Annotated in this window: 21 protein-coding genes and 1 riboswitch; of the genes, 7 read left to right on the top strand and 14 right to left on the bottom strand. The window is 41.5% G+C overall.

What is annotated here, in order from left to right; all coding sequences use genetic code 11:
- Positions 1–867: a dTDP-4-dehydrorhamnose reductase gene (rfbD, locus tag PLE34_RS04570; protein WP_324554600.1), complete on the top strand. Its 867-nt coding sequence runs from the start codon at positions 1–3 to the stop codon at positions 865–867.
- A gap of 13 nt (positions 868–880) precedes the next feature.
- Here the strand turns inward: rfbD and PLE34_RS04565 are convergent, their stop codons facing one another.
- Together PLE34_RS04565 and PLE34_RS04560 are read right to left on the bottom strand one after the other, a co-directional pair.
- Positions 881–1,993, bottom strand: coding sequence for a carboxylate-amine ligase (locus PLE34_RS04565; RefSeq protein ID WP_324554599.1), 1,113 nt, complete (start codon positions 1,991–1,993; stop codon positions 881–883).
- Positions 1,994–2,034: 41 nt separating this feature from the next.
- Entirely contained in the window at positions 2,035–2,988 is a 954-nt protein-coding gene (locus tag PLE34_RS04560; RefSeq protein WP_324554598.1) for an ATP-grasp domain-containing protein, read from the bottom strand.
- Positions 2,989–3,115: 127 nt separating this feature from the next.
- Here PLE34_RS04560 and PLE34_RS04555 point away from each other — a divergent pair, with 127 nt between their 5' ends.
- Both PLE34_RS04555 and PLE34_RS04550 read left to right on the top strand, forming a co-directional pair.
- Positions 3,116–3,925, top strand: coding sequence for an alpha/beta hydrolase (locus PLE34_RS04555; protein ID WP_324554597.1), 810 nt, complete (start codon positions 3,116–3,118; stop codon positions 3,923–3,925).
- A 205-nt stretch (positions 3,926–4,130) separates the two neighbouring features.
- Complete coding sequence (locus PLE34_RS04550) at positions 4,131–5,345, top strand: bifunctional 3,4-dihydroxy-2-butanone-4-phosphate synthase/GTP cyclohydrolase II (RefSeq protein WP_324554596.1); 1,215 nt, start codon at positions 4,131–4,133, stop codon at positions 5,343–5,345.
- 14 nt (positions 5,346–5,359) lie between these two features.
- Here the strand turns inward: PLE34_RS04550 and PLE34_RS04545 are convergent, their stop codons facing one another.
- From PLE34_RS04545 to PLE34_RS04520, 6 genes are read right to left on the bottom strand one after another with little or no spacing between them, the layout of a single operon-like run.
- Entirely contained in the window at positions 5,360–5,812 is a 453-nt protein-coding gene (locus PLE34_RS04545; protein ID WP_324554595.1) for an RES family NAD+ phosphorylase, read from the bottom strand.
- A complete protein-coding gene (locus PLE34_RS04540) occupies positions 5,812–6,405 on the bottom strand; it encodes an Xre family toxin-antitoxin system antitoxin (RefSeq protein WP_324554594.1) in 594 nt (197 codons plus the stop codon). Before PLE34_RS04540 ends, PLE34_RS04545 begins: the two co-directional genes overlap by 1 nt.
- 3 nt (positions 6,406–6,408) lie before the next feature.
- Complete coding sequence (locus tag PLE34_RS04535; RefSeq protein WP_324554593.1) at positions 6,409–6,762, bottom strand: CCC motif membrane protein; 354 nt, start codon at positions 6,760–6,762, stop codon at positions 6,409–6,411.
- The gene (locus tag PLE34_RS04530; protein WP_324554592.1) at positions 6,763–7,095 is read right to left on the bottom strand and encodes a DUF2752 domain-containing protein; all 333 of its coding nucleotides are present in this window, start codon (positions 7,093–7,095) and stop codon (positions 6,763–6,765) included. It abuts the gene before it with no gap.
- A 57-nt stretch (positions 7,096–7,152) separates the two neighbouring features.
- A complete protein-coding gene (locus PLE34_RS04525) occupies positions 7,153–7,890 on the bottom strand; it encodes a GLPGLI family protein (RefSeq protein WP_324554591.1) in 738 nt (245 codons plus the stop codon).
- A 2-nt stretch (positions 7,891–7,892) separates the two neighbouring features.
- Complete coding sequence (locus PLE34_RS04520; protein WP_324554590.1) at positions 7,893–10,655, bottom strand: outer membrane beta-barrel protein; 2,763 nt, start codon at positions 10,653–10,655, stop codon at positions 7,893–7,895.
- Positions 10,656–10,771: 116 nt separating this feature from the next.
- Between PLE34_RS04520 and glgB the strand changes: the two genes are divergently transcribed.
- Entirely contained in the window at positions 10,772–12,859 is a 2,088-nt protein-coding gene (glgB, locus tag PLE34_RS04515; protein WP_324554589.1) for a 1,4-alpha-glucan branching protein GlgB, read from the top strand.
- Positions 12,860–12,922: 63 nt separating this feature from the next.
- Here glgB and PLE34_RS04510 read toward each other — a convergent pair whose 3' ends face one another.
- Entirely contained in the window at positions 12,923–15,292 is a 2,370-nt protein-coding gene (locus tag PLE34_RS04510) for a TonB-dependent receptor (protein ID WP_324554588.1), read from the bottom strand.
- 90 nt (positions 15,293–15,382) lie between these two features.
- Positions 15,383–15,491: riboswitch (TPP riboswitch) on the bottom strand.
- A gap of 162 nt (positions 15,492–15,653) precedes the next feature.
- Here PLE34_RS04510 and PLE34_RS04505 point away from each other — a divergent pair.
- From PLE34_RS04505 to PLE34_RS04495, 3 genes are all read left to right on the top strand, one after another.
- Positions 15,654–16,379: a head GIN domain-containing protein gene (locus PLE34_RS04505; protein ID WP_324554587.1), complete on the top strand. Its 726-nt coding sequence runs from the start codon at positions 15,654–15,656 to the stop codon at positions 16,377–16,379.
- A 252-nt stretch (positions 16,380–16,631) separates the two neighbouring features.
- Positions 16,632–17,321, top strand: a complete 690-nt coding sequence (locus PLE34_RS04500) for an NAD-dependent epimerase/dehydratase family protein (RefSeq protein WP_324554586.1) — start codon at positions 16,632–16,634, stop codon at positions 17,319–17,321.
- Positions 17,318–18,493: a glycosyltransferase family 4 protein gene (locus tag PLE34_RS04495; RefSeq protein WP_324554585.1), complete on the top strand. Its 1,176-nt coding sequence runs from the start codon at positions 17,318–17,320 to the stop codon at positions 18,491–18,493. The genes PLE34_RS04500 and PLE34_RS04495 overlap by 4 nt, the downstream gene beginning before the upstream one ends.
- Here the strand turns inward: PLE34_RS04495 and PLE34_RS04490 are convergent.
- Genes PLE34_RS04490 through PLE34_RS04470 form a run of 5 tightly spaced genes read right to left on the bottom strand, consistent with a single transcriptional unit; the run spans position 18,490 to position 23,052 of the window.
- A complete protein-coding gene (locus PLE34_RS04490; RefSeq protein WP_324554584.1) occupies positions 18,490–19,200 on the bottom strand; it encodes a class I SAM-dependent methyltransferase in 711 nt (236 codons plus the stop codon). The two genes, PLE34_RS04495 and PLE34_RS04490, sit on opposite strands and share 4 nt — an antisense overlap.
- Positions 19,197–20,201, bottom strand: a complete 1,005-nt coding sequence (locus PLE34_RS04485; RefSeq protein WP_324554583.1) for a glycosyltransferase family 2 protein — start codon at positions 20,199–20,201, stop codon at positions 19,197–19,199. The genes PLE34_RS04490 and PLE34_RS04485 overlap by 4 nt, the downstream gene beginning before the upstream one ends.
- 38 nt (positions 20,202–20,239) lie before the next feature.
- Positions 20,240–20,980, bottom strand: coding sequence for a cephalosporin hydroxylase family protein (locus tag PLE34_RS04480; RefSeq protein ID WP_324554582.1), 741 nt, complete (start codon positions 20,978–20,980; stop codon positions 20,240–20,242).
- Positions 20,973–21,824 (bottom strand): NAD-dependent epimerase/dehydratase family protein, encoded by an 852-nt coding sequence (locus PLE34_RS04475; RefSeq protein WP_324554640.1) that lies wholly within the window; start codon positions 21,822–21,824, stop codon positions 20,973–20,975. Before PLE34_RS04475 ends, PLE34_RS04480 begins: the two co-directional genes overlap by 8 nt.
- Before the next feature lie 4 nt (positions 21,825–21,828).
- Positions 21,829–23,052 (bottom strand): methyltransferase domain-containing protein, encoded by a 1,224-nt coding sequence (locus PLE34_RS04470; RefSeq protein ID WP_324554581.1) that lies wholly within the window; start codon positions 23,050–23,052, stop codon positions 21,829–21,831.
- Positions 23,053–23,054 lie beyond the last annotated feature (2 nt).

The raw sequence follows: 23,054 nt of genomic DNA, 5'->3' as shown, positions 1-23,054 counted from the left end.
ATGCCAAAGCCTAAAATACTTGTAACCGGCGCCGGCGGACAACTGGCTAAATCAATTGCGGATGTGGCGCCTGTTTATTCCGGGCTTGAATTTGTTTTTCTAACAAAAGCAGATATGCCTATTGATGATCATGCTAAAGTGGAAGCTGTTTTTGAAGCTGTTCAACCGCAGTTTTGTATTAACTGCGCGGCGTATACGGCTGTTGATAAAGCCGAATCAGATAAAGAAAGCGCTTTTCTTATCAATGCGGAGTCCGTTAAGGCACTTGCAAAAACCTGCGCAGGCAGGCAGTCGAAACTTTTACATATTTCAACCGATTATGTTTTTAACGGATCCTCTGCTGTGCCTTATAAAGAAAGCGATCCGGTTGACCCTGTAAACATATATGGCGCTTCCAAAGCAAAAGGTGAGGTGTGGGCAATAGCGTATGATCCTGAAACCATAATTATACGAACAGCCTGGGTTTATAGTGAGCATGGCAACAATTTTGTAAAAACCATGATTCGTCTCATGAAAGAAAAAGAGCAGTTGAATATAGTTGATGACCAGGTAGGTGCTCCTACCTATGCGCCTGATCTCGCCCATGCCATTATGAAAATGATAAGCAGCGTACACTGGCTGCCCGGTATCTATCATTACTGCAATGAAGGCAGGATCAGCTGGTACGATTTTGCGCTGACTATAAAAGAGTTAACAGGGGCTAACTGCCTGCTTCACCCGGTACCCACTACTGCATATCCCACACCTGCTAAACGGCCTGCTTATTCATTGCTGGATACCTCAAAGATCAGGGAAAAGTATGGGGTAAATATACCATTGTGGAAAGAGAGTCTTAAAAAGTGCATACACAATCTGCAGCAGGGGTAGGCCATGGGGTTTATCATAAATCCGCCAGGAACTGCGAATGGATATACGCGGCTACGGCTGTCATGCTTTTTGTGTTTTCATGAACAGCCAGTTGCCGGTCGGCTCCCGTACCCGTTTCAATAATTTTTTGCACCATGGCGAGCCGGTGTCTTGATCCCAGGTGATCTACCATATCATCCACGAAATCGAGTAATTCATAGATCAGTACCCGGGTATTTACTTCTTCTTCTTTGCCAAAGTCAATCAGGTGCCCGTCTAACCCGTAGCGGCTGGCACGCCATTTATTTTCGTTTACTAATGCCCGTGAGTACTGAATGAAATTCATGTTTTCCATCCGGAGCTTATACAGTTTAGCGCAGATGGCCTGGAACAAAGCGGCAATAGCTATGGTTTCATCTGCAGTTAACGGCACATCACAAATACGGAATTCAACGGTGTTAAAGAAAGGATGAACCCGTAAGTCCCACCATATTTTTTTGGCATTGTCAATACAATTGGTTTTGATGAGCAGGTTTACATAATTGTCATAGGCTTCAATGCTTTCAAAATAGTCGGGTATGCCCGTGCGTGGAAATTTGTCGAACACTTTTGTCCGGTACGATTTAAAACCGGTATACCTTCCTTCCCAAAAGGGAGAGTTGGTGCTGAGCGCAAACACATGTGGTAAAAAATACCTGGCCGAATTGGCGATATGTATGGCCATCCTCCGGCTTTCCATACCTACGTGCACATGCAGCCCAAAGATCAGGTTGCTCCGGGCGGCATCCTGCATTTCATTTACAATTTGATGGTAACGGATATTATCCGTAATTAACTGTCGCTCCCATAAGCTAAAGGGATGTGTTCCCGAAGCACCCATTCCAAAACCGAGTTCATTGGCAATACCAGCTATGGTTTTGCGTAAAAGCGTTACGTCATTATACGCAGCATCTATATCTTCACACACATCTGTACCTACCTCTACCACCGCCTGGTGCATTTCCGCCTTTACTTTGTCTTTTATGATCTTTTGTCCTTCAGATACGATTTTTTGCTCGTGGCTTTTTAATTCAAAAGTTTCAGGGTCAATTACCATGTACTCTTCTTCAACGCCCAGCGTAAATTGCTTATAATTCGGATTAGCCATATGGTCGGTTTATCGTTTAATGAGATCGGGGGTATCCACCTTTATACCAACGGCTGTTTTTCTATACTCCGCTTCACATATTCTCCCCACGTAAGGTTATCCTTTGTTTCATCGTTGTTTTGCGCACGCTCTATAGCATAATGAGCAGATGTTTCCACAACCCATTCAAAATTTTCTTCGCCCACGCTGGTTACTTCCGCATCGGGAGCCGGGTTACAAAAATCAATGGCATAAGGAATACCGTTACGGATAGCTAACTCCACAGTATTAAAATCATAGCCAAGATATTTGTTAATACGTAAAACAATATCTTCCATAAGCTGGTATCGCTCCGGTGAAGGTTTAAAATCGCTCCTGTACCGGAGATGATGCGGGTTCCGGGGTTCATAAGGCATGATGCGTACATGTTTTCCGCCGATGCAGTAACACCGGTAATATTCATCAAATACAATTTCTTCCTGCAATAGCATTACCAGTTCTCCGGTTTCACCGTGCTTGTCAAAAAAATCTTCCATATTCTCTAACCGGTATACGTTTTTCCAGCCGCCTCCTGCAAAAGGCTTCATATAAGCCGGAAATCCAACATAATTAAAGATACCTTCCCAGTCCAAAGGAAAAGTAAGATTAGCGAACGATTCGTTTGATGTATCGGCCGGCAAATCTCTTGAAGGCAGGATAACTGTTTTAGGCACGGGCACATCTATCTTTGTAGCCAGTGCATTGTTAAAAAATTTCTCATCAGCACTCCACCAGAATGGGTTATTAATAACAGCGGTGCCGCTGATAGCTGCATTTTTGAGAAAAGCGCGGTAAAAAGGAACATCCTGCGATATGCGGTCAATGATTACTGTATAGCCGCTTGACTCGCCCTGTACTACTTTATTGATAGATACAGATTCGGCAATAATACCGTCAGGCTTTTTACTGTTGACCCGCTCTACAAAAGCATTGGGAAAGGACCTTTCTTTACCATGCAGGATTCCGATTTTTTTCATACTGTTTTTTTTCTCCGTGCAGTATTGCCCGGGTATTTATAATAGCTTTTTAAGTGCTTGTAAGATAGCTAAAAACTATTTTACCAGATCAAATTATCTTTAAATCTTTCCGTTATATTTGGTGTTGATGCCGCTTGTAAATCAAACAATAGTAACTGTAAAAAATCACTCCCTTCCGTCCAGGTTTCTCCGCCGCGATGTGCGTATTGATTGCTTTACACCATCCATGCCTGTGAAGCAGGATGAGATGAGCCTGTTGCTTATTAACGATGGGCAGGATATGGAAGAGCTGGGACTGGCGGATTTGCTTACGGGATTGTACCGGCAAAATAATATCCGGCCTGTACTTTGTGTGGGCATATATTGCGGGGAAGACCGGAGAAATGAGTATGGAACAGCAGCCGTAAGAGACTATAAAGGAAGAGGCGCCAAAGCGGGATTATATACACGGTTTGTTTTGGAAGAATTACTTCCTTTTATCCGCGCCGAAAGTGGTATATCTGAATTTAAAGAAAAATCGTTCGCTGGTTTTTCGCTGGGTGGCTTATCGGCCCTGGATATTGTATGGAATCACCCGGAAGTATTTGTAAAAGCCGGCGTTTTCAGCGGATCATTCTGGTGGAGAACAAAGGGGCTTGATGAAGGATATATAGAAGATACAGATCGTATCATGCATGCGCAGATACGAAAAGGAGATTATTATCCCGGGCTTAAATTCTTTTTCGAAACCGGAACACTCGATGAAACGGAAGATCGTAATAAGAATGGCATCATTGATTCTATTGACGATACCATTGGACTGATAGAAGAGCTGGAACATAAAGGCTATAACAGGCATGCCGATATTAAATACCTTGAACTCAAAGATGGCAGGCATAATGTAGCCACCTGGGCTAAGGCCATGCCGGAGTTTTTGAAATGGGGGTGGGGAAGATAATTTGAAAATGTGGAGATTTGAAAACCTGCCCCGTCCGACTGGATCTTCCGGGCGGCCAGCCGGCAGGCTGGTGTGGAAATGAAGAATGTACGGTATAACCCGGAAAAGTGTAATGGTAATTATTACGATTTGTTACAAAACCGCCTGCAAAATTGTAAATGCGTAATCGAATTGCCGAATTCGTAACTTTGCCAAAATTTTGCAGATGTTCAATACTATTGAAAGTGCGATTGAAGATATAAAGAATGGTAAGCTGGTAATAGTGGTGGATGATGAAGATCGTGAAAATGAAGGAGACTTCATTACCGCCGCGGCGAATGCTACTCCTGAGATCATTAATTTTATGACCAAATACGGACGGGGACTGGTTTGTGCACCATTAACCGAAGAGCGTTGCATGGAACTGAACCTCGATTTAATGGTGCTTAGTAATACTTCCCTGCATGAAACACCTTTTACCGTTTCGGTTGATCTTTTGGGACATGGGTGTACAACGGGTATTTCTGCGCATGATCGTTCTAAAACGATCAGGGCCCTGATTAATCCTAAAACAAAACCGTCCGAATTAGGCCGCCCGGGACACGTATTTCCTTTAAAAGCTAAAGCGGGTGGCGTTTTAAGACGTGCAGGTCATACCGAAGCAACCCTTGACCTGGCGCGCCTGGCAGGGTTTGATGCCCCTTATGGCGGAGTATTGGTAGAGATTATGAATGATGACGGTTCTATGGCAAGGCTGCCGGAATTGCAGGAGATAGCAAAAAAGTTTGATCTTAAGCTGATTACAATTAAAGACCTGATAGAATACCGGTTAAAAGCCGACTCGCTCATTGAAGAAATTGTTAGGGTAGATATGCCCACTAAGTATGGTTACTTTAAGCTTATCATTTTCAGGGAAAGGAACAATCCTTCCAGTGGAGAACATATGGCTTTGGTAAAAGGCGAATGGCAAAAAGAAGAACCTGTGCTGGTTCGTGTGCACTCTTCCTGTTTTACCGGTGATATATTGGGTTCCATGCGTTGCGATTGTGGTGAACAATTGCACGAAGCCATGAAAATGGTAGAGAAAGAGGGGAAAGGAGTGGTGTTATATATGAACCAGGAAGGCCGTGGAATAGGGCTGGTAAACAAATTGAAAGCATACAAATTGCAGGAAGAGGGAATGGATACAGTAGAGGCCAACCTGCACCTTGGATTTAAAATGGACGAAAGAGATTATGGAGTGGGCGCTCAAATTCTGCGTTATCTGGGTATCAATAAAATGAGGCTCATAAGCAACAACCCGCGTAAAAGAGTGGGCTTGGTAGGTTATGGGTTGGATATTGTTGAAAATGTTCCTTTGCAAATTCACCCTAATCCGCATAATGAGAAATACCTTAGAACCAAAAGAGATAAATTAGGACATGAGATATTGGGTGAATAAATAATAAGCTGGTATTAAAGCAGCCGTTTATCTATAGGGATAATCCGCTTATATGCTATCTTAATTTTTTCGAAATCTTTGTGATTGGGGTTGATAAGCAGGTTGCTGTCCTCTGGCATAATAGCCGAAGGCAGTTGTAACGCAAGGTATTGATTTCTTTGAATAAAATGATCTCCGATAGCCGCCAGGGAACCGGGCGGCGGATTTACATACCAGGTTTCAGGAAGATCCTTAATCGCTATAGTAAGAATATTGTTATCCGGAATTTCGAGGCAAAGCATGCAATAATCTTCTATGGGTATGCCCGAAAGATGCACTACGCTTTCTAATAATGCTAATGAAGGCGTTGCGGCGGTATATAAAATATAAGTCCCCTTGCTGTGCCACCGCCCGGAATAGCTGGCTGCACCAGTGCCTTTCAAATCGTCTATATACATGCATTTACTGATGCGATATACGCTTCTCATCAGGCAAATATTCCATGTTCAATTCTTCCTATTTCATTCATTAGTAAGTCTATACCTAAGGAAGTATCTAAAAATTCTTTAGGTTTTTTATTGCCTAATGCCATTATGCTGCTATTCATCCATTGTTTAAAATTATCCATATTGCCAAAAGCCGTTTCTCCGCGGCTGTATAACTTAGCCAGTTCTATAATTCTTTCCGATTGCTCAGGATTGAGCTTTTGCTTTGCCGTATATCTCCTGAGCGTTCTGTCTGAAGTTCTGATAATGGTGGATATTTCAGCCACCGTAAGACCGGTATTTTCCATAAGGTGATCAAGGGCTTTTCGGGGAACGCCTTCCCGGATAATACCGATAAAATCTGTATTGTTTCGGATAGGGGAATGTATTGTTTGCCCTGATATACCCAACAGGTGCAGAACTCCCTTAACCAGACTAAGAAAAGGGCTGGAAGGAGCCATCGCAGTATAGGCTACTACAGGATCCTCTAATATGTTTAAAGGTTGTTCTTCTTCTATGCTGTACTTTTTGACCATTCCTGTTATTTGTCCCAAATATACGGTCATTTGTCCGTATTTCAAATTTTTTTTCCCCATTTTTTATATCCTGTTAAAAATATCCTGGGGGTTGGTAAAAATGCCAAACCCGGCAGTAAGCATGATAAATATCCAGAACACAAGAAAGAGTATGGAGGGGATGAGTCCAATAATGGCGCACAATCTTCCTGTACGCAAATTGCTGTACGATGAAGCAGTGTACCACTCCGGATTGGATTGGTACAATTGTGCGTCTTTACTGTACAGGATCAGTGCCACTATGGAACATACTACCCCGGGAATGCCATAGCAGCAGCAGCCGATAATGGAAATAATACCAAGCGCCAGCACGGCGGATGCGTTGGGCAGTGAACGCTGTGATTGAGGGGCAAATATGGAACTGTCCTGTGCTGTCATTTAAAGAAATATTTGATGTGTATAAATTTTGTAAATGTAATGTGCCGTAATGATACTTACAACAACCACCTGCATTACGATAATATTTTTGGCGCCGCCCGTAAATTTGTATTTCAGGTGAAGCAGGGCATAGGCGATCAGGATTATCAGCGGCAATAAGGCCGGATACAATAGGAGAGAGGACAAAAAATCTCCTTTAAGCAAAGCAATCAGGCTGCGCTGCATGCCACAGCCGGGGCATATCATACCCCAGTATTTTACCGATGGGCAGATAAGCATATGCGCTTCCAGCCATTGTACCCAAATATGCAATGCGATCAGGTGTGTTATCATTGCGGCTCTTCTAAAAATGTTCTGGATAAAGCCTTCATATTGTTTTGTTTATCAGCCTTATATCATAATCTGCCATATATATTTGGTACCCCATTTGCCCCAGCGCTTAAGGCTATCCTGTATCGTTTTCTCCATTCCGGAATAATTGGTGGTTTTTCCCTTTTTGGGTGGAGCAATGGCAGTTTCTTTTATTTCTTCAAGCTGTATTTTGGTAGCATACCAGTTGGTATACAGTCGGGGTATAACCACACCGAGGATCATTCCGGGCAACCCCTGGAAAGATTCCGGACCACCCGGTGGAACAATTTCATCGGTGTAAAAAGCTACTACGAATACCGAGTCCATAATAACTGTAAAGGCTCTCCTGCATTGAAAGCCGGCTATCTTACGGGTATCTTTTGTAAGATGCCACTGGTACTTACGTAAGCTATCCTGTATAAGAAACGACTCATCAAATACCTGTTTGGCGGCTACGGTACTTTGATTTGCAAAATCGCTATATACCATATTAGATGAGGCAGGGCCTTCACCAAAAGGACCGGACTTTTCATTGCTTTCGCGCCCGGGTGCATACAATGTCTTGTCTCCGGCAAATACCAGGTTGAAATAGGTGTGCTTAAATTCGGGTGTTTGCTTTTTAAGGGTCGTAGCCCAGCCGTCATCGCCCAGGTCCATCTGCTTATGGATATTAACGGTTTTTTCAAACTCAATCTTTCCTTTCAGGATAAACTGTGCGTTTGATATTTGTACTATGCCCAGTAATATGGATAAAATGATGATGCTGCTTCGTTTCATGACTATGGATTTTGCGTTTGTGCATTGTTTTGAGAAAAATTCCAGGTAAAGCTTACCAACCAAAACCGTCTTAATGTAGCATATGTATTCTCTGTAATGAAATTGCTTTGTATATCCCGCCTGAACCCGATGTTCTGGTCGAGGATATCATTGATGGAGAATTTCAAAGAGCAGGTTTCTTTAAACAAACGCTTGCTCAGCGAGGCATTCCATATAATGGTATTACGGTTCTGATCGAATACATTTGTTTTTTGCCTGAAATTAAAATCGGCATTGCTGGAGAAGTCAAATTTGTAAGGAAGTGCAAAATAAGTGTCAATATTATAGCCATATACCCAATACTTTGTTTGAACAGCTTCATTGATCGAGCTTAAAGATGTATTGTAAGATACATTTGTCCGGAGATTGATACCCATTTTGTTTTCCTTTGAAAAGTAACCTCCAACACTTGCGGCGTAAGTATTGTTGTGCGTGATGTTTTTTTCAAGGTTAACGAAGTTGATCCCCTTACCTCCATAGGTATTAATATTGGCGAAGAACCTGGTTTTGATAGAAGGCACTTCCATATTGTAGCCGATATAGGAGGAATAATTGTATGTACCGCTGGTATTTACAGACTGGTATATGCGTTTGCCAAACTTATCTATCGTATTGCTTGTGGTAATGGCATTATTGGTAAGGTTAAAGCTTGCATTGGCGAAGATGCCCCTTTGCTTGAGCACTTTATAGTCGTTGAAGAAAATATTGAAGCGGTGATTAAATGCGGGCTCAAGATCAGGGTTACCGGTAAAAATATTAAGGGGGTCATTGTTTTCCTGCACCGGTTGTATCTGCTGGATGGTAGGCTGCTGCGTACTTCCGTTGTAACTTAAGTTAAGCCTTGTTTGTGGTTTAAAGCTATAGGAAAAATTGGCTTTAGGGAAGAGGTTCAGCCTGTTGTAATGAAAGGATGAATCTTTAAGATTATCTTTTTGTGTATAGGCCTGCGAAGCCAGGTCGCTGCCGAAAGAAAGGTTATATTTCTTTTTGGCTATGCGATAATCAATACCGCCGGCATTAGTGGTAACAAGAAAATCATAATCATTAGTTAGAAGTGGGTTAAGCACATCGTATTTGCCATCGTTATAATCGTAGGTAGACCGGTCGGCGCTGCTGGTAGTATTGGAAATACCATAGTTCAGTATCACATAATTATTATTCCCTATAGGTTCGGTATAGGTTGCTTTCCCGTTAAAAGTAAACAGTTTACTATGATTGTATTTGCGCTGGTTAATCGTATCATTCTGGAAAATTTCTCCAGCTTCTCCGTAGTAGTTATTAACTGCGCCAAGGTATCCCTGGGAATCATTATCCGTATACTTTTGTTCCATCGTAGCCGTGATGGTTCTCCCCGTCTTTTTAAATTTTTTCCTGTAAATGATGTTGGTATTCAGGGAAGATTCCTCGTTTTTATTAGAGGTTTTTCTGTTGCTGGTATTTACCGGTCCCGAATCTTCATTTAGCGCTTCGGAGTAAAAGATACTGCTGGTTTCAGTGCGGCCTTTATATCCGCTGAACACAAACTTCAGTGAAGAAGATGAATCAAGCTGTATTTCATATTTGCCGTTCAGGGTGTTGCGGTCGCGCTGCGAAAAACTGGTATTGCGCTGATTGATATAATAAAGCGTATCGGGAAGGATATATTGGGTTCGGGTTTCTCCATCACCTGCCACATCTAATTTCTTATACATATAGCTGGCGTTGAAATTATGTTTATCCTCATTCCATTTGTTTGAAAAGTGAAGCCCGCCGGTCCATGCTTTCGGCAATCCGTTACCGTTAAACTCGAAAGCATCATTTTGAGCAAACGAGTAAAAGAAACCACTGTTCTCATCGTACTCAAAATTGTCTTCACTAACTCCGTATTTTCGGCTATCCTGCCAGTTGAGCCCTGTTTGACCGGTATTTGACATGGTACCGAAAGCAGCGATTTTCCTTTTGCCTTTAAAGAAGTTAATCATCGCTTCATTATTGAACTTATCTTTTAAGCCGCCACCTGCTGAAGCTTTACCGAAATAGCCGTTTTTCTTGTCTTCTTTTAATTTAAGATTGATGGTTTTGGTTTTTTCGCCATCATCAATTCCGGTAAATGCTGCCTGGTCGCTTTTTTTATCAAATACCTGCACTTTATCCACCGCATCGGCTCTTATGTTCCTTGTAGCCACGGTAGGGTCATCGCTAAAAAACTCCTCCCCGTCTACCAGTACTTTCTGCACCTCCTGCCCCTGGGCAATAATTTTTCCGTCTTTGTCAACCTGTATACCCGGCATCGCCTTTAATAACTCTTCTGCGTTTGCGTTAGCGCTCACCTTAAAACTATCAGCAGCGTATTCCAGCGTATCACCTTTCATACGCATGGCATTGTTCTGCCTGATGATGATCTCTTCCATCAAAACACTTTTATTGGTGAGGCTGATCGTTCCCAGGTTGGCAACAGCGCCGGGCTGCAGTTGTACTTCATCCACGTAGTCTGCAAAAGAAGGGTAGGAGATCATAACGGAAAACTTTCCGGGAGAGAGCCTGGGCAAAATAAAATTTCCGTCTTTATCAGTTCTTGTAAAAGCAATTATAGACGAATCGGCCGGGTTAAGCAGTGTAACTACTGCATATTGCAGTTTCTTCTGGCTGGCGGTGTCAAAAACAGACCCGGTAATGGATGCTTGCTGACTGTATGTTTTTGATGCAATACACAGGATAGCAATAAAACAGGTGATCAATTGACGCATAAGCTTATTTATTGGAATTAGAGGTGAAGTATAAAAAATCTATTATTTATGTTTAAATTCATAAGCCGTACTTTTAATCTGACTTGAAATAGCTTTTCACACATAAACACAGCAAGATGCCAAAACCTGAAAAATCAATAAATAAAAAAATAAACCCGCAAAAAAAAGTCTCCAAAACAGGTTCAGTAAAAGAAGTACCCAAAAAAACGAAACAATCGGCAACCAAATATAAAAATGTGATGAACCCCCATAATAGTGTGACAGGCGTTAAATACGAGGATATTCATTTTGTTGACAGTACCAAAACGGTATGGAACTATTCTTTATTTACCGATGAAGATATCAGTAATTTTCAGCGGGGCACGCACTATAGCTTGTATACGTTATTTGGATCAAGACCTGCAAGGGTACTGGATACCGACGGCTATTACTTTGCGGTATGGGCGCCCAACGCGTCTTATATATCTGTTAAAGGTAATTTTAATAACTGGAATAATGAAACACATCCTTTATTTGTACGGCTCGACAATTCGGGTATTTGGGAAGGCTTTATTCCGCATTTACAAAAGGGTGAAGTATATAAGTATCACATTCATGGATATGAAGGAAGCAGGCAGGATAAAGGAGATCCTTTTGCCTGGTATTGGGAAAAGAGACCGGCTACAGCGTCAGTTACCTGGACGTTGGATTACAACTGGAATGATGCGGCATGGATGAAAGACAGAAAGCGGAACAATTCACTGGATGCACCATGGAGTGTGTATGAGGTACACCTGGCGAGCTGGATGCGGCCCGACAGGAATGACGAAGAAAGTTATAACACCTATGCGCAAATAAAGGAACGCCTGGTGCCGTATGTAAAAGAAATGGGATTTACGCATGTAGAGTTCATGCCTGTAATGGAGCATCCTTTCGATGGCTCATGGGGCTACCAGGGAGCAGGGTATTTTGCACCCACTTCCCGCTTTGGTAATCCGCAGGGATTCATGGAGTTGGTGGATGCCTTGCACAGGGAAGGAATAGGCGTACTGTTGGATTGGGTGCCCTCGCATTTTCCTTATGATGCGCATGGCTTATTCATGTTTGATGGCACGCATACCTACGAATATGCAGATATGCGCAAAGGCTTTCATCCCGACTGGAACAGTTATATATTCAATTATAAAAGGGGAGAGGTAAAGTCGTTCCTGATCAGCAGTGCCCGCTATTGGCTCGATAAATATCATGCCGATGGCATTCGCGTAGATGCAGTGAGTTCCATGCTTAAATTAAATTACTCCCGCACAACCGGGCAATGGGAACCCAATGAGCATGGTGGCGATGGCAACCTTGAAGCCATCGCTTTTATAAAAGATTTGAATGAAACTATCTTTCGTGATTTTCCCGACGTGCAAACCATTGCCGAGGAAGCAACAGATTGGCCGGGTGTTAGCAAGCCCACTTTTGAAGGTGGCCTGGGCTTTGGAATGAAATGGATGATGGGCTGGATGCATGATACGCTGGATTATTTTAAATTAGACCCCATTCACCGGCCGCATCACCAGGACAAGTTCTCTTTTAGTATGATATACTACTACGATGAGAATTTTATGCTCCCCCTGAGCCATGATGAAGTGGTGCATGGCAAAAGCCCTATGATATATAAAATGCCCGGAGACGACTGGCAGAAATTCGCAAACCTGCGGCTGTTGTACACTTATATGTTCACACACCCCGGTGGCAAGCTGTTGTTTATGGGGGATGAGTTTGGACAAACCAGTGAATGGAATTATAAATCGGAGCTTGACTGGTTCTTATTGCAGCACGATAGTCACAGGCTATTAAAAGATTGCGTAAGAGACCTGAATGCCCTGCTGCGTAGTGAGCCGGCTTTATATGAAAACCAGTTTAATATTTTTGGATTTGAATGGATTGATCTGAACCACAGGGCAGAAAGTGTAATCGTATACCGTAGAAAAGGAAAGCAGCCCAAAGATGATTTGCTTGTTGTTTTAAACCTGACGCCTGTAGTGCGCCGCGACTGGAAAATACAGGTAAAAGATAAAACAGAATGGAAAGAAGTTTTTAATAGTGATGCTAAAAAGTATTGGGGAACCGGTGATGTATTTAATCCCGATGTTAAAACGGTTGAGGTTGACAAAAAAGATAATATTTTTGAAATCAATGTTCATCTCCCGCCTTTAGGAGCACTGGTATTTAAATGATAAGGTTAATCCCTTACGGTGGGTACGCATAGCGTCAAACCGTAAGGGATATGCGGGCGAACCTTATAATTTCACATTCACTCCCACCATAAAATTTCTACCTGCCATGGGGAAATAATAGTTTTCGTTTACTAACGCTCCGCCGGAAATATAGCTGTACGTATAGCCATTGGGCTCGTACTTTTTATTAAAAAGATTATTCACCTGCAATACCAGGTTGATTTCGCTGAACAGCAATTTATTGAGCGTATAGATGGTTCTGAAATCCTGCACGTAAAAAGCATCTAATTTTCTGGCTTCATTGCTGGTATTATCCAAATATTGTTTACCAGCATATTTACCCAAAAAACTGATCTCCCAGTTTTGTAAAGGTATAAAGCTGATAATGGCGCCACCTGTCACAGAAGGAGAAAAGGAAATGTCACTTTCCGTATATGTTTCAGATTTCTGGCTGCCATCATCGTAATTATCGTACCAGGCTACAAAATTTTTTACTTTATTGCGGCTGAAAGCAATATTGCCTGAAGCATTGAACCATTGAGCGGGCTGCCATTTGGCCTGCAATTCAATACCCATCCTGTAGCTGTCGGGGATATTGGTGCGAACGTATGCACCCACATCGTTTACCTTTCCCGTTAGTACTAGCTGGTTATGGTATTTCATATAGTAAAAAGAAGCACCCCAGTTGAATGTATAATTTTTCTGTTCAATCCCCAGCTCAAGGTCATGCAGGGTTTCATGTTGGGGCTGTTGTTCGGCGCCTGCCTCAAAATCATCGCGGTTGGGTTCTTTATTGGCTAAAGCGTAAGAAATATAGCCCGACCAGCTTTGATTCGTATAGCTTATTCCCGCTTTAGGATTAATAAAATGATACATATTATTCACGAACAATGCAGGGTTATCCCTGAAGCCATCTAATTGATACTTCACATGCCTGTATTGGATATCTCCAAACAATTCTATGTGGGAAGTTAGTTTTTGCTGAAGCTTCGTGTAGATATTAAAATCGGTTTTAAAAGCATCCAAGTCATACCATTTATGATCCTTAGGTATACCCGCCTGCGCCCAGATTAGTTTGCCATAGTGGCCGCCGTCATAACGGTTCCATCCTCCGCCTGTTATCCATTGTGTTCCCTTGTTTTTATATTGCAGGGAAAAAATTCCGCCGTAGTAGTAATTGTCGAGCCATAATTGCCGCACCACATCTGTACGGCTTATTACCGAATCGCCAATATTAAGGTCGGGTAACCCAAAATCGCTAAACTTCCGGGAGGCTTTGTATTGCTCATAATATCCCTTGCCTCGACTTAAAAACGCTGCTACATTAAAGCTAAAACGGTTGTTTACATCCTGGTTGTAAAACAACTGGTAATGATCCTGCTGGTAATTGTCCGTTTCATTTTCATAGGGCTCGCCGGGCTTTTCCGTTCCTGCCGAATTATAGGTGCGGTTTGTTTTTAACATACTTTCTGGTACACCATTCCACGCCTGGTAAGTTTTTTCTTTGCCCGAAAAAACATTTAGCCTCACCGCAGCTTTACCGGAGAAGTAAGCAGTAGACAAATAAAATGATTTCAGGTCGCTGCCCGCACGGTCTATATAGCCGTCGCTTTTTAATGAGGAGAGCCTGGCATCCACGGTAAAATGCCCGTTAATTAAACCGGTACCTGCTTTTAAAGTATTTTTCCAGGTATTGAAAGACCCGTAGCTGTTATTGCTTTCGGCATAAGCTTCTTCAATAAACTCGTTGGTAGTCATGTTAATGGTGGCGCCAAAAGCACCTGCGCCATTACTGCTGGTGCCAACACCCCGCTGTACCTGTATGCTGTTAACCGATGAAACAAAATCCGGCAGGTCAACAAAAAAGCTGCCCTGCGATTCCGCGTCATTATAGGGGATGCCATTAAGTGTTACGTTAATCCTGGTGGCGTCTGTGCCCCGTATGCGTATCCCCGTATAGCCCACTCCATTGCCGGCATCGGAGCTTACAATAACGGAAGGAAGCTGGTTAAGCACAAAAGGAAGGTCCTGCCCCATATTTACTTTTTCAATTTCCTTTTTCGACAGGTTGCTCTTCGTAAAAGGCGCTCTTTCACCTGCTCTCACGCCCTTTATTTCTATGGGTTGCAGCATCAGGTCAATCCGTTCTAACGCAATGCTTACAGGCGAAGCGGATGGAACCTCTATGGTTTCTTTAGCCGTTTTAAAGCCAATAGAGCTTATCGTTACCGTATAGCTTCCTTTTTTTAAATTCCTGAAATGGAAATCCCCTTTTTCATCAGAAATCGTGTTCAGGTTTTCAGATAGCGCAACGGTTGCATTGGCAAGGGGCTGCCGTGAGCCTTTTTCAATAATTTTTCCATGGAAGGGGTGCTGTGCGAAAGCTGCAATACCAACTGCCAGCATCATCAATAGTAAACATGTTTTTTTCATTTCTGTTTTTGTTATCAGCTTCAGACGTGCATCTTGTTTTTATTGCACTCACTTGTCTTTAGCCGGGTTTACAAAAACAGGAAAGGAGAGATGTGAAGACTCGTCCTTCCCTGCGCAGGCATTACCCTGATCAGGTTCTACGGGTTTGATCTCAGTCCTGTTCCGCTGCAAGCGAAACAAAACACCCCGGGAATCACTGAGGTTAAAATAAACTTTAACCACGGTTGTTTGTGATGCAAAGATAACGGACTTTTAAAATATTATCCAAATGGTGTAACTTTTAAGCATCCTTATCGTATTACTGGGGATAACTGAAGATAATTATTCATTATTTGAGCAATACATCCATAAATAGCTTCACATGAAAAGAATATTACTACTCGCATTATGCGGTATCATTGGCTTTGCAGCTAACGCACAGGACGAAAAAGTGTTTGTGAATGATAGAAATGCCCAGCCAAGGAATGTAGCGGGCTCTTTTTCCGCCATTTCTGTTGCGGGTTCCATTGATTTATATTTGTCTCAAAGCGATGAAGAAGTGGTTGTGGTAAGCGCGGCTGAAACCAAATACCGCGACAGGATCGTGACCGAAGTTATAAATGGCGAGCTTAAAATTTATTACAACGATAAAGGACTGCAATGGAGCAGCGGCAATAAGAAATTAAAAGCCTATGTATCGTTTAAAACAATACAAAAATTAACGGCTTCAGGCGCTTCTGATGTCTATGTAAACGGTGTAGTTAAAGCCGATGCGCTGAAAATAAACCTTTCAGGCTCCAGTGATTTTAAAGGCGCGGTAGACGTTAACCACTTAAGCCTTGACCAGAGCGGCAGCTCCGATTCCCGCATCAGCGGCAGAACAGCCAACCTGAAAATTGAAGTGAGCGGGGCGAGTGATGTAAAGGGGTATGATCTGGCAGCAGACTATTGCGAAGCCAGCGCCAGCGGCGCCAGCGATATACAAATTACGGTTACCAAGGAGCTTACTGCAACTGCCAGTGGCGCCAGCGATATCTATTACAAAGGACAGGGCATCACCCGCAATATTAAAAGCAGCGGTGCCAGTTCGGTAGCGAGGAGAGATTGATGCTACAGAATTACTTTTAGATATTATTTTTAGAATTACTATATCCCCTTCGGCCAACTCCGTAATTTTTTGTGTAATAGTTGCTGATAGAGGCAAGGATGGCAAAACGGCGGAGTTTGCAGCAAGCTATAGGTATCGCATAGCTATGCATTACCATAAAATTTGAAATTTTTTATAGTATGAGTTATTGAGCAATCCCTGTTTATGGACAAAAATATCCTAACTTCAGCGCCTTATATTAAAGGTATTTGAATGATAACAGGGGATGGGTTTTTAGCACGGGCTTTTAAGGAATTCCATGACAGCAGTGAGATACATATTTTTGCTTCTGGCGTTTCTGATTCAGGAAATATTTCCCAAAAAGAATTCGGAAGAGAACGCTCACTTCTTGAAGATGTGCTTGAAAAAAAACAGGGTACGTTGGTTTATTTCAGTACTTGCAGCATATACGATGAATCCCTGAAGGGCTCTCTTTATATAAACCATAAATTGCTGATGGAGGAGGTTGTCCGGTTGTCCGGTAATCCCTATCTTATTTTTCGGCTTTCTAATCCTGTTGGGAAAACAGATAACCCGCATACGCTGATAAATTTTTTCGTAAACCGTATTGAATCCGGAAAGAAGTTTGATTTATGGAAAGGGTCCTTCCGGAATATACTCGATATTGAAGATGTTGTTGCGCTATGCAGCTATTTCATTTCGAAAAATAAGTATGTGAACAGAATCATTAATGTTGCTAATCCTCTCAACTATTCCGTGGGGGATATTGTTTGCGCTCTGGAAAAAGTATTGAATAAAAAGGCCGACTATAATCTGACGATTAAAAAAAGTATTCCCCAAATAAAAACAACGGAAGTTATACAGGCTGCGGACGAGCTTCAGTTACGTTTTGACGAAAACTATCTTAATTTAGTATTGGCCAAATATTTTGGTGGCAGATGACATACAAACAGGCAAAAACAAAATTTTTCCTTGAAAAGCTGGCCACGCTGCCTTTTGTTTGGTTGGGACAATTTTTTGGAGGTCTCTTACCCCTTAAAGAGAATACCGGGATATTTTTGTTTTTCTCCAGTGCGGATATCGGTGGTGCACCGAGGGTTAACATTGATATTGCCAGATGTATTAAGAATAGAAAACCAATCATTATTTTCTCAAAGAAACCCAAAAACAATTTATTTATTGAAGAGTTTCGAGGCCTCAATGCCATTATTATTGACCTCTCTCCTTATATAGACAATAAGCTGTTCCATTTTGTAAATTTTTTCTTCAGAGGAGTAATTGCAGCCTGGATCAATAAAAATAAAAGTCCGGTGGTTTTTGGTGGAGAGTGTTTGTTTTTTTACAAAATCCTTCAGCATGTAAAAAAAGAAACAAAACGTGTTGAGCTATGTCACCTGCCAACCTGGATTGGATATACCATAGGACATATTGACAGAATAGATATGCGGATTTTCAGCGTACTGAGTCTTAAAAAGGAAGTGGAAGCGCAGTACCAGGAGAACCATCTTCCGGGGCGTTACTATGACCGGCTTTATTTTATTGATAACGCAATAGATATTCCTCCTTATTCGGAACGGTATAATCAAAGGATAGAAGTAGTCTTTATTGGGAGAGGGGCGCCACAGAAAAGAGTGCACCTGGCAGCAGCCATTGCTGAAAAGCTACACCGGCAAAACGCCAATGTGCATTTTACTTTTGTTGGAGATGTAGAAGAAGTTGTTTTCCCGGACAAATATCCTTATTGCACTTTCCGTGGGAATATCAAAGATCAGCAGGAAATGGAAGCCATATATGCAACATCTGATGTATTGCTTCTCACATCTGCTTATGAGGGACTTCCGGTAGTAGTCATGAAAATGATGGCCTATGGCAAAGTTGTCATTTCAACAGCAGTCAATGGAATCCCTGATTATATTCTCCATGAAAACAATGGCTTGCTCATCCATAGAACCGATGAAGCAGGTATTGTAGAAGAAGGCGTTCAGCTAATTCAACAGCTAATAGGAAATAAGAAGAAACTAACGCTTTTGGGTAAAAGAAGTTATGAGATAGCAAAAGAAAAGTTCAGTCGGACAACATTCTGCAGATTTTATAGCAATGCGCTTTTAGTCTAAAACCTCTTTCGTGCCAGTATCACATTATTATGGAATAATTCTTTTCTTCTCAATTTTCCAAATAATACGGCATTTGTCAAAACACCGGAAACAATAAGTGGTAGTATGAATATCTGGTGCAAAATAAGATATAATATTCGGGGCTTTTTAGGTAATAATACAAAAATGTAAAAGATCATCTGTTGTAAAATAACCTCTGCAAAATGCCCTGTTTTAACCCGTTGTATTATTTCAAAGCCATTTTTTTCAAGCAGGTGTGTTATGCCAAAGCTTGAATAGCGTGCATAGTCATACGGCACTTCATGCTCCGGCCAAACAAATGGACAGGTAAGCAGTAATTTCCCCCCGCGTTTCAGCACCCTGTTTATTTCGCGCAATGATTCTTCGGGGTTAAAAACATGTTCTATCACTTCAGAACAGAATACATTGTCAAAATAGTTATCGTTAAAAGGAATGTTTTTACCATCGTAAAATACGTCTATCTTTTCATTAATATGGGAGTGGCCGGACACTTCAATATCCAGTCCGGTATAAGACGTTGCATTTACAAAAAGGGTTTCATAAGGTTTTGAACCGCATCCAAAATCAAGCACATCCCCTTTTAATTCCGGAAGATATTGTTTGAAGGCCTGAAAAAGCCTCAGCCTTACGAAATAAAAAGGATTGCGGAAGATATCGGTCCGGCTTATAATAAATGAGGTTTTCAAATTGTTTTTCTTTTAGAAATATTTCGCAGTATAAGATACACATTGCTGAGCATTACTGATTTGTCTATCAACACAGCCAGTTTTGTTAACCGGGAAGCAGATAACGTGCCGGAGAACTTTTGAGCCCATTCTCTGCATGCTGAAACAAACGAATCTACTGTTTTGTTATCCCGTTTGGCAAAAGGTGTCTTCAACAGCCTGAGCGAAAGAGACTGACAGTAAAAGCGAATAAATCCCGGGGCAGTTTCCAGGATGGCTGATTTTATCCCATCATCTTTCCCGGATTGCATTTGCAAAAACTGCAGGAAATCGAACAGTGCGTCAATGTATCGGCTCGCCGGTGTTGTTTTGGATGTGCTCAGATGAATGCGATAAGAAAACAACCTGCCGGGGTGAACAACAGCAGAGGAAACAGAAGCCAAACTTATCCAAAGTGCGTAATCGGCAAAAAGCAAATTGGGATAAGGAGGTATGCCTCCCGCCTTATCATAGTCGGATGATCTTACAACAGCACCTATCGGCTCTATTTTTAGTTCCAATATTGCCTTTGTGAATTCGGCGGGAGAATAATGACCCTTTAACGGCTTACATGGGGTAAGTGCTTTTCCATTTTGATCAATAAAGCTGTAATGTGAAAGATAAAGGCTCGCAGCAGGAAAACGTTCAATCAAACCGCTCATCTCCTCTAAAAAATGTTCATCCATTACATCATCATGTCCGATTAAAGTAATAAATTCATTTTTAGGAATGTCTTTTATTCTGCTCCAGTTTTCTTCTATCGACATCGGATATTCGGAAGGTAAAATTATCACCCTGTTATCAGTAATCGTTTTCAGCCATTCAAAAGTGCCGTCCGTGCTTTTATTTTCTAAAATCAGGAGGTTAAAATTCTGATATGATTGAGCCAGAATGCTGGCTACACAGTTTTTAATTAAATGTCCACCATTTCTAACAGGTAAAATAATACTGAACTTTTGCGAAACCTTATTGCTTTTCTCCATGTGTGATACCTAATCAATGCTAGTAACTAATTGTAAACTCATTTTACTCTTCTTAAATAGCCACCGGGCGCAACACTGATCAGTAATTTATTGTCTATTGCACTATCCACGACAAAAGAATCATTCTTTTCCAAAAAGCTTATTATGGAAGTATGTGGATTGTTCCCTACCCCCCATGGTCTTTTTCTGCCAGAGAGATAGTCATCGGGCAGGTGCTCAACAATAGTGTCAAAAACAACAACATAAGAGTCTGGTGTGACAAGCGGAGCATACAGGTTTAACTCCTGTAAAACGTGCTCATGTGTATGATTGGAATCAAGACAAACTAAAATCGTGTTACAACCCTTTGCTTCTACTTTAACCTGCTCTAAAACTTCCGGGCTTACCGAGGATCCCTGGATCATCTTAATACGCTTGTACATCGGATGAACTTCTATCTCCTTCCGGTTATGCTCCCGGATATCTATATCTATGCCTAATACGCGCCCCTTACCAACCAGTTCCAGAATTGATGCATAGAAGATCAATGATCCTCCGTGAGCAATTCCTGTTTCTATAATTAAGTCTGGTTTTATATCCCATATTATTTCCTGCATTGCCACCATATCTTGCGGGTATTGAATGATGGGGCGTCCCATCCAGGAGAAATTATAGGAGTAGAAGGTTTTATTCGATTCGGTATTGAACGACTTTGCCGCGGCCAATAAGTCCTCATTCTTTCCATTGTTGGCTATTCTTTCTATCCGCTCGTTATTAAAATCATGAACAGGACTATTCATACAGAATTGTTTTTAGTTTGGTTTTATCTCCCCAAAAGTGCATGGGCTCATAATCGGGGTAGTCGTAAAAGCCTGTATTTAATTTTATTGATCGGTTTTTTTCAATCATATAATTTTCTACAAACTGCTTCACAGTAACAGGTTCTCCGCTACAACAGTTAATAATTCCGGTTACTTTTTGCTGCAGGGCGATTGCAATTGCATATTCTGCTACTTTTTCTACGGGTAAATAATCCCTGCTCTGATCACCCCGGCTCATGTTAAACGCTTCCTCGTGGTTATCCAATGCCATCTGCAACTGCGAAAGTAAGGATTTTGGGTTTTGCCCTTCCCCATACATATAAAAAAGACGGATCCACTTCACATGTACCGGGTAAATACTTTGTAACTCCAACAAAAAATTCCATAGTTCACTTTTAGCTATACCATAGGAGGTTGTTGGTTTAACGGGAAGGTCTTCATGCAACGCTCCTTCCTGCATGCCATATTCAAGACATGTACCCGTTACCGAAAGGTTCCTTAACCCGTTACAAATCATGTTCTGAAGGAATGCTTTATGTCGTGGAAGATTAATATCTACATGAAATGCCCCCTTAAAATCCGGTAGCCCTTCCCATGCAAGATGGATCATGATATCGGGGCGAAAAAAGAAGTCAAAATAGTTTATGTCATCGTTATAATCCGAGAGATTGAGATTTATATAGGTCACATCTCTGAACCAGCTTTTCGCTTTGGCTTTTTCCGGATTGGAAGAACTTGCTATAACGTAATGCCCCAACCGAAGTAACTGCTTCACAACATAATTGCCGATAAATCCACTGGCGCCTGTAACCAATACCTTCATCACACTACATTATTTTTAAAGAGGGGATCGGAATAACAAATTTTCCGTTCCAATCTTTAATATATGACAATTGTTCCATAATCTCTTTTTCCAGATTCCAGGGTAAAATTAACACATAATCCGGTTTATCTTCTTTTAATTGCACTTCAGACAGCACAGGGATATGGCTGGCCGGGAGCCACTTACCCTGCTTATTTGGATTGGCGTCTACCACATAGCTAATAAGATCATTTTTGATGCCACAATAATTCAGTAGCGTATTACCTTTAGCCGCGGCTCCGTATGCTGCTACTTTTTTTCCTTTCTTTTTACTTTCAATAAGAAAGCTGGTCAATTCCAGTTTAACAATTAATGCCTTGGATTGAAACCCTTCATAATACAGCAATTCGTTTATTCCTTTCCGAATTTCCTTCTCCAGTAACAATGCTACATTCTCTGTAACAGTATGTATACCTCCTTTGTGCTTTGCATAGATGCGCAGTGATCCTCCATGTGTGGGTAGCTCATCAACATCAAAAAGCTCCAGTGCTGCCGATTCAAATATTTGTTTAACAGTAAAAAATGATAAGTAAGAGAAGTGTTCGTGATATATGGTGTCAAATTGGTTATTGTCCACCAATTGCATAAGATGGGGAAACTCCATGGTTATAATACCTGTGTCTTTGAGCAGCAGTTTCATTCCCTTTACAAAATCCACTATATCGGGTACATGGGCCAGTACATTGTTGCCCAGGAGCAGATCGGCATATATCTTTTTATCGGCAAGTTGTTGGGCTAATCGCGTTCCAAAAAAATCTATAGTGGTATCAATACCTTTTGATATTGCCACTTCCGCAGTATTAGCTGTTGGTTCTATACCTAAAACAGGTATGTGGTTTTGATGAAAATATTGCAGGAGGTAGCCATCATTGGAAGCTATTTCTGTAACCCTGGACCTTTCATCTAAATGAAATCGTTCAATCATTAATTCCGTATATGCCTTTGCATGTTGCAGCCAGCTTTTTGAATACGAGGAAAAGTAAACATATTCATTATTGAAAATAGCATCTGACTTTTTGTATTCATCTACCTGCACTAAAAAACACTGGTGACAGGTATATACTTTTAGTGGATAAAAAACCTCCGGCTCATTCAGTTGTTCTTTCGTAAGAAAGGAGTTGGATGCAGGGGCGTTTACCAAATCTATAAATGTATGTTTCAAATCTGTTTTACAAAATCTGCATTGCATAA

The sequence above is a fragment of the Agriterribacter sp. genome (assembly GCF_035445465.1).
Lineage (GTDB): Bacteria > Bacteroidota > Bacteroidia > Chitinophagales > Chitinophagaceae > Agriterribacter.
This window is presented reverse-complemented; position numbering and strand designations above follow the sequence as displayed.

Excerpts from the sequence above, each read along its gene's own strand:
- PLE34_RS04510 (WP_324554588.1), bottom strand. The coding sequence starts at position 15,292 with ATGAAAAAAACATGTTTACTATTGATGATGCTGGCAGTTGGTATTGCA.
- PLE34_RS04500 (WP_324554586.1), top strand. The coding sequence starts at position 16,632 with ATGATAACAGGGGATGGGTTTTTAGCACGGGCTTTTAAGGAATTCCAT.
- PLE34_RS04555 (WP_324554597.1), top strand. The coding sequence starts at position 3,116 with ATGCCGCTTGTAAATCAAACAATAGTAACTGTAAAAAATCACTCCCTT.
- PLE34_RS04505 (WP_324554587.1), top strand. The coding sequence starts at position 15,654 with ATGAAAAGAATATTACTACTCGCATTATGCGGTATCATTGGCTTTGCA.
- PLE34_RS04565 (WP_324554599.1), bottom strand. The coding sequence starts at position 1,993 with ATGGCTAATCCGAATTATAAGCAATTTACGCTGGGCGTTGAAGAAGAG.
- glgB (WP_324554589.1), top strand. The coding sequence starts at position 10,772 with ATGCCAAAACCTGAAAAATCAATAAATAAAAAAATAAACCCGCAAAAA.
- PLE34_RS04485 (WP_324554583.1), bottom strand. The coding sequence starts at position 20,201 with ATGGAGAAAAGCAATAAGGTTTCGCAAAAGTTCAGTATTATTTTACCT.
- PLE34_RS04540 (WP_324554594.1), bottom strand. The coding sequence starts at position 6,405 with ATGGGGAAAAAAAATTTGAAATACGGACAAATGACCGTATATTTGGGA.
- PLE34_RS04550 (WP_324554596.1), top strand. The coding sequence starts at position 4,131 with ATGTTCAATACTATTGAAAGTGCGATTGAAGATATAAAGAATGGTAAG.
- PLE34_RS04495 (WP_324554585.1), top strand. The coding sequence starts at position 17,318 with ATGACATACAAACAGGCAAAAACAAAATTTTTCCTTGAAAAGCTGGCC.
- PLE34_RS04520 (WP_324554590.1), bottom strand. The coding sequence starts at position 10,655 with ATGCGTCAATTGATCACCTGTTTTATTGCTATCCTGTGTATTGCATCA.
- PLE34_RS04535 (WP_324554593.1), bottom strand. The coding sequence starts at position 6,762 with ATGACAGCACAGGACAGTTCCATATTTGCCCCTCAATCACAGCGTTCA.
- PLE34_RS04475 (WP_324554640.1), bottom strand. The coding sequence starts at position 21,824 with ATGAAGGTATTGGTTACAGGCGCCAGTGGATTTATCGGCAATTATGTT.
- rfbD (WP_324554600.1), top strand. The coding sequence starts at position 1 with ATGCCAAAGCCTAAAATACTTGTAACCGGCGCCGGCGGACAACTGGCT.
- PLE34_RS04530 (WP_324554592.1), bottom strand. The coding sequence starts at position 7,095 with ATGATAACACACCTGATCGCATTGCATATTTGGGTACAATGGCTGGAA.
- PLE34_RS04545 (WP_324554595.1), bottom strand. The coding sequence starts at position 5,812 with ATGAGAAGCGTATATCGCATCAGTAAATGCATGTATATAGACGATTTG.
- PLE34_RS04525 (WP_324554591.1), bottom strand. The coding sequence starts at position 7,890 with ATGAAACGAAGCAGCATCATCATTTTATCCATATTACTGGGCATAGTA.
- PLE34_RS04560 (WP_324554598.1), bottom strand. The coding sequence starts at position 2,988 with ATGAAAAAAATCGGAATCCTGCATGGTAAAGAAAGGTCCTTTCCCAAT.
- PLE34_RS04480 (WP_324554582.1), bottom strand. The coding sequence starts at position 20,980 with ATGAATAGTCCTGTTCATGATTTTAATAACGAGCGGATAGAAAGAATA.
- PLE34_RS04470 (WP_324554581.1), bottom strand. The coding sequence starts at position 23,052 with ATGCAATGCAGATTTTGTAAAACAGATTTGAAACATACATTTATAGAT.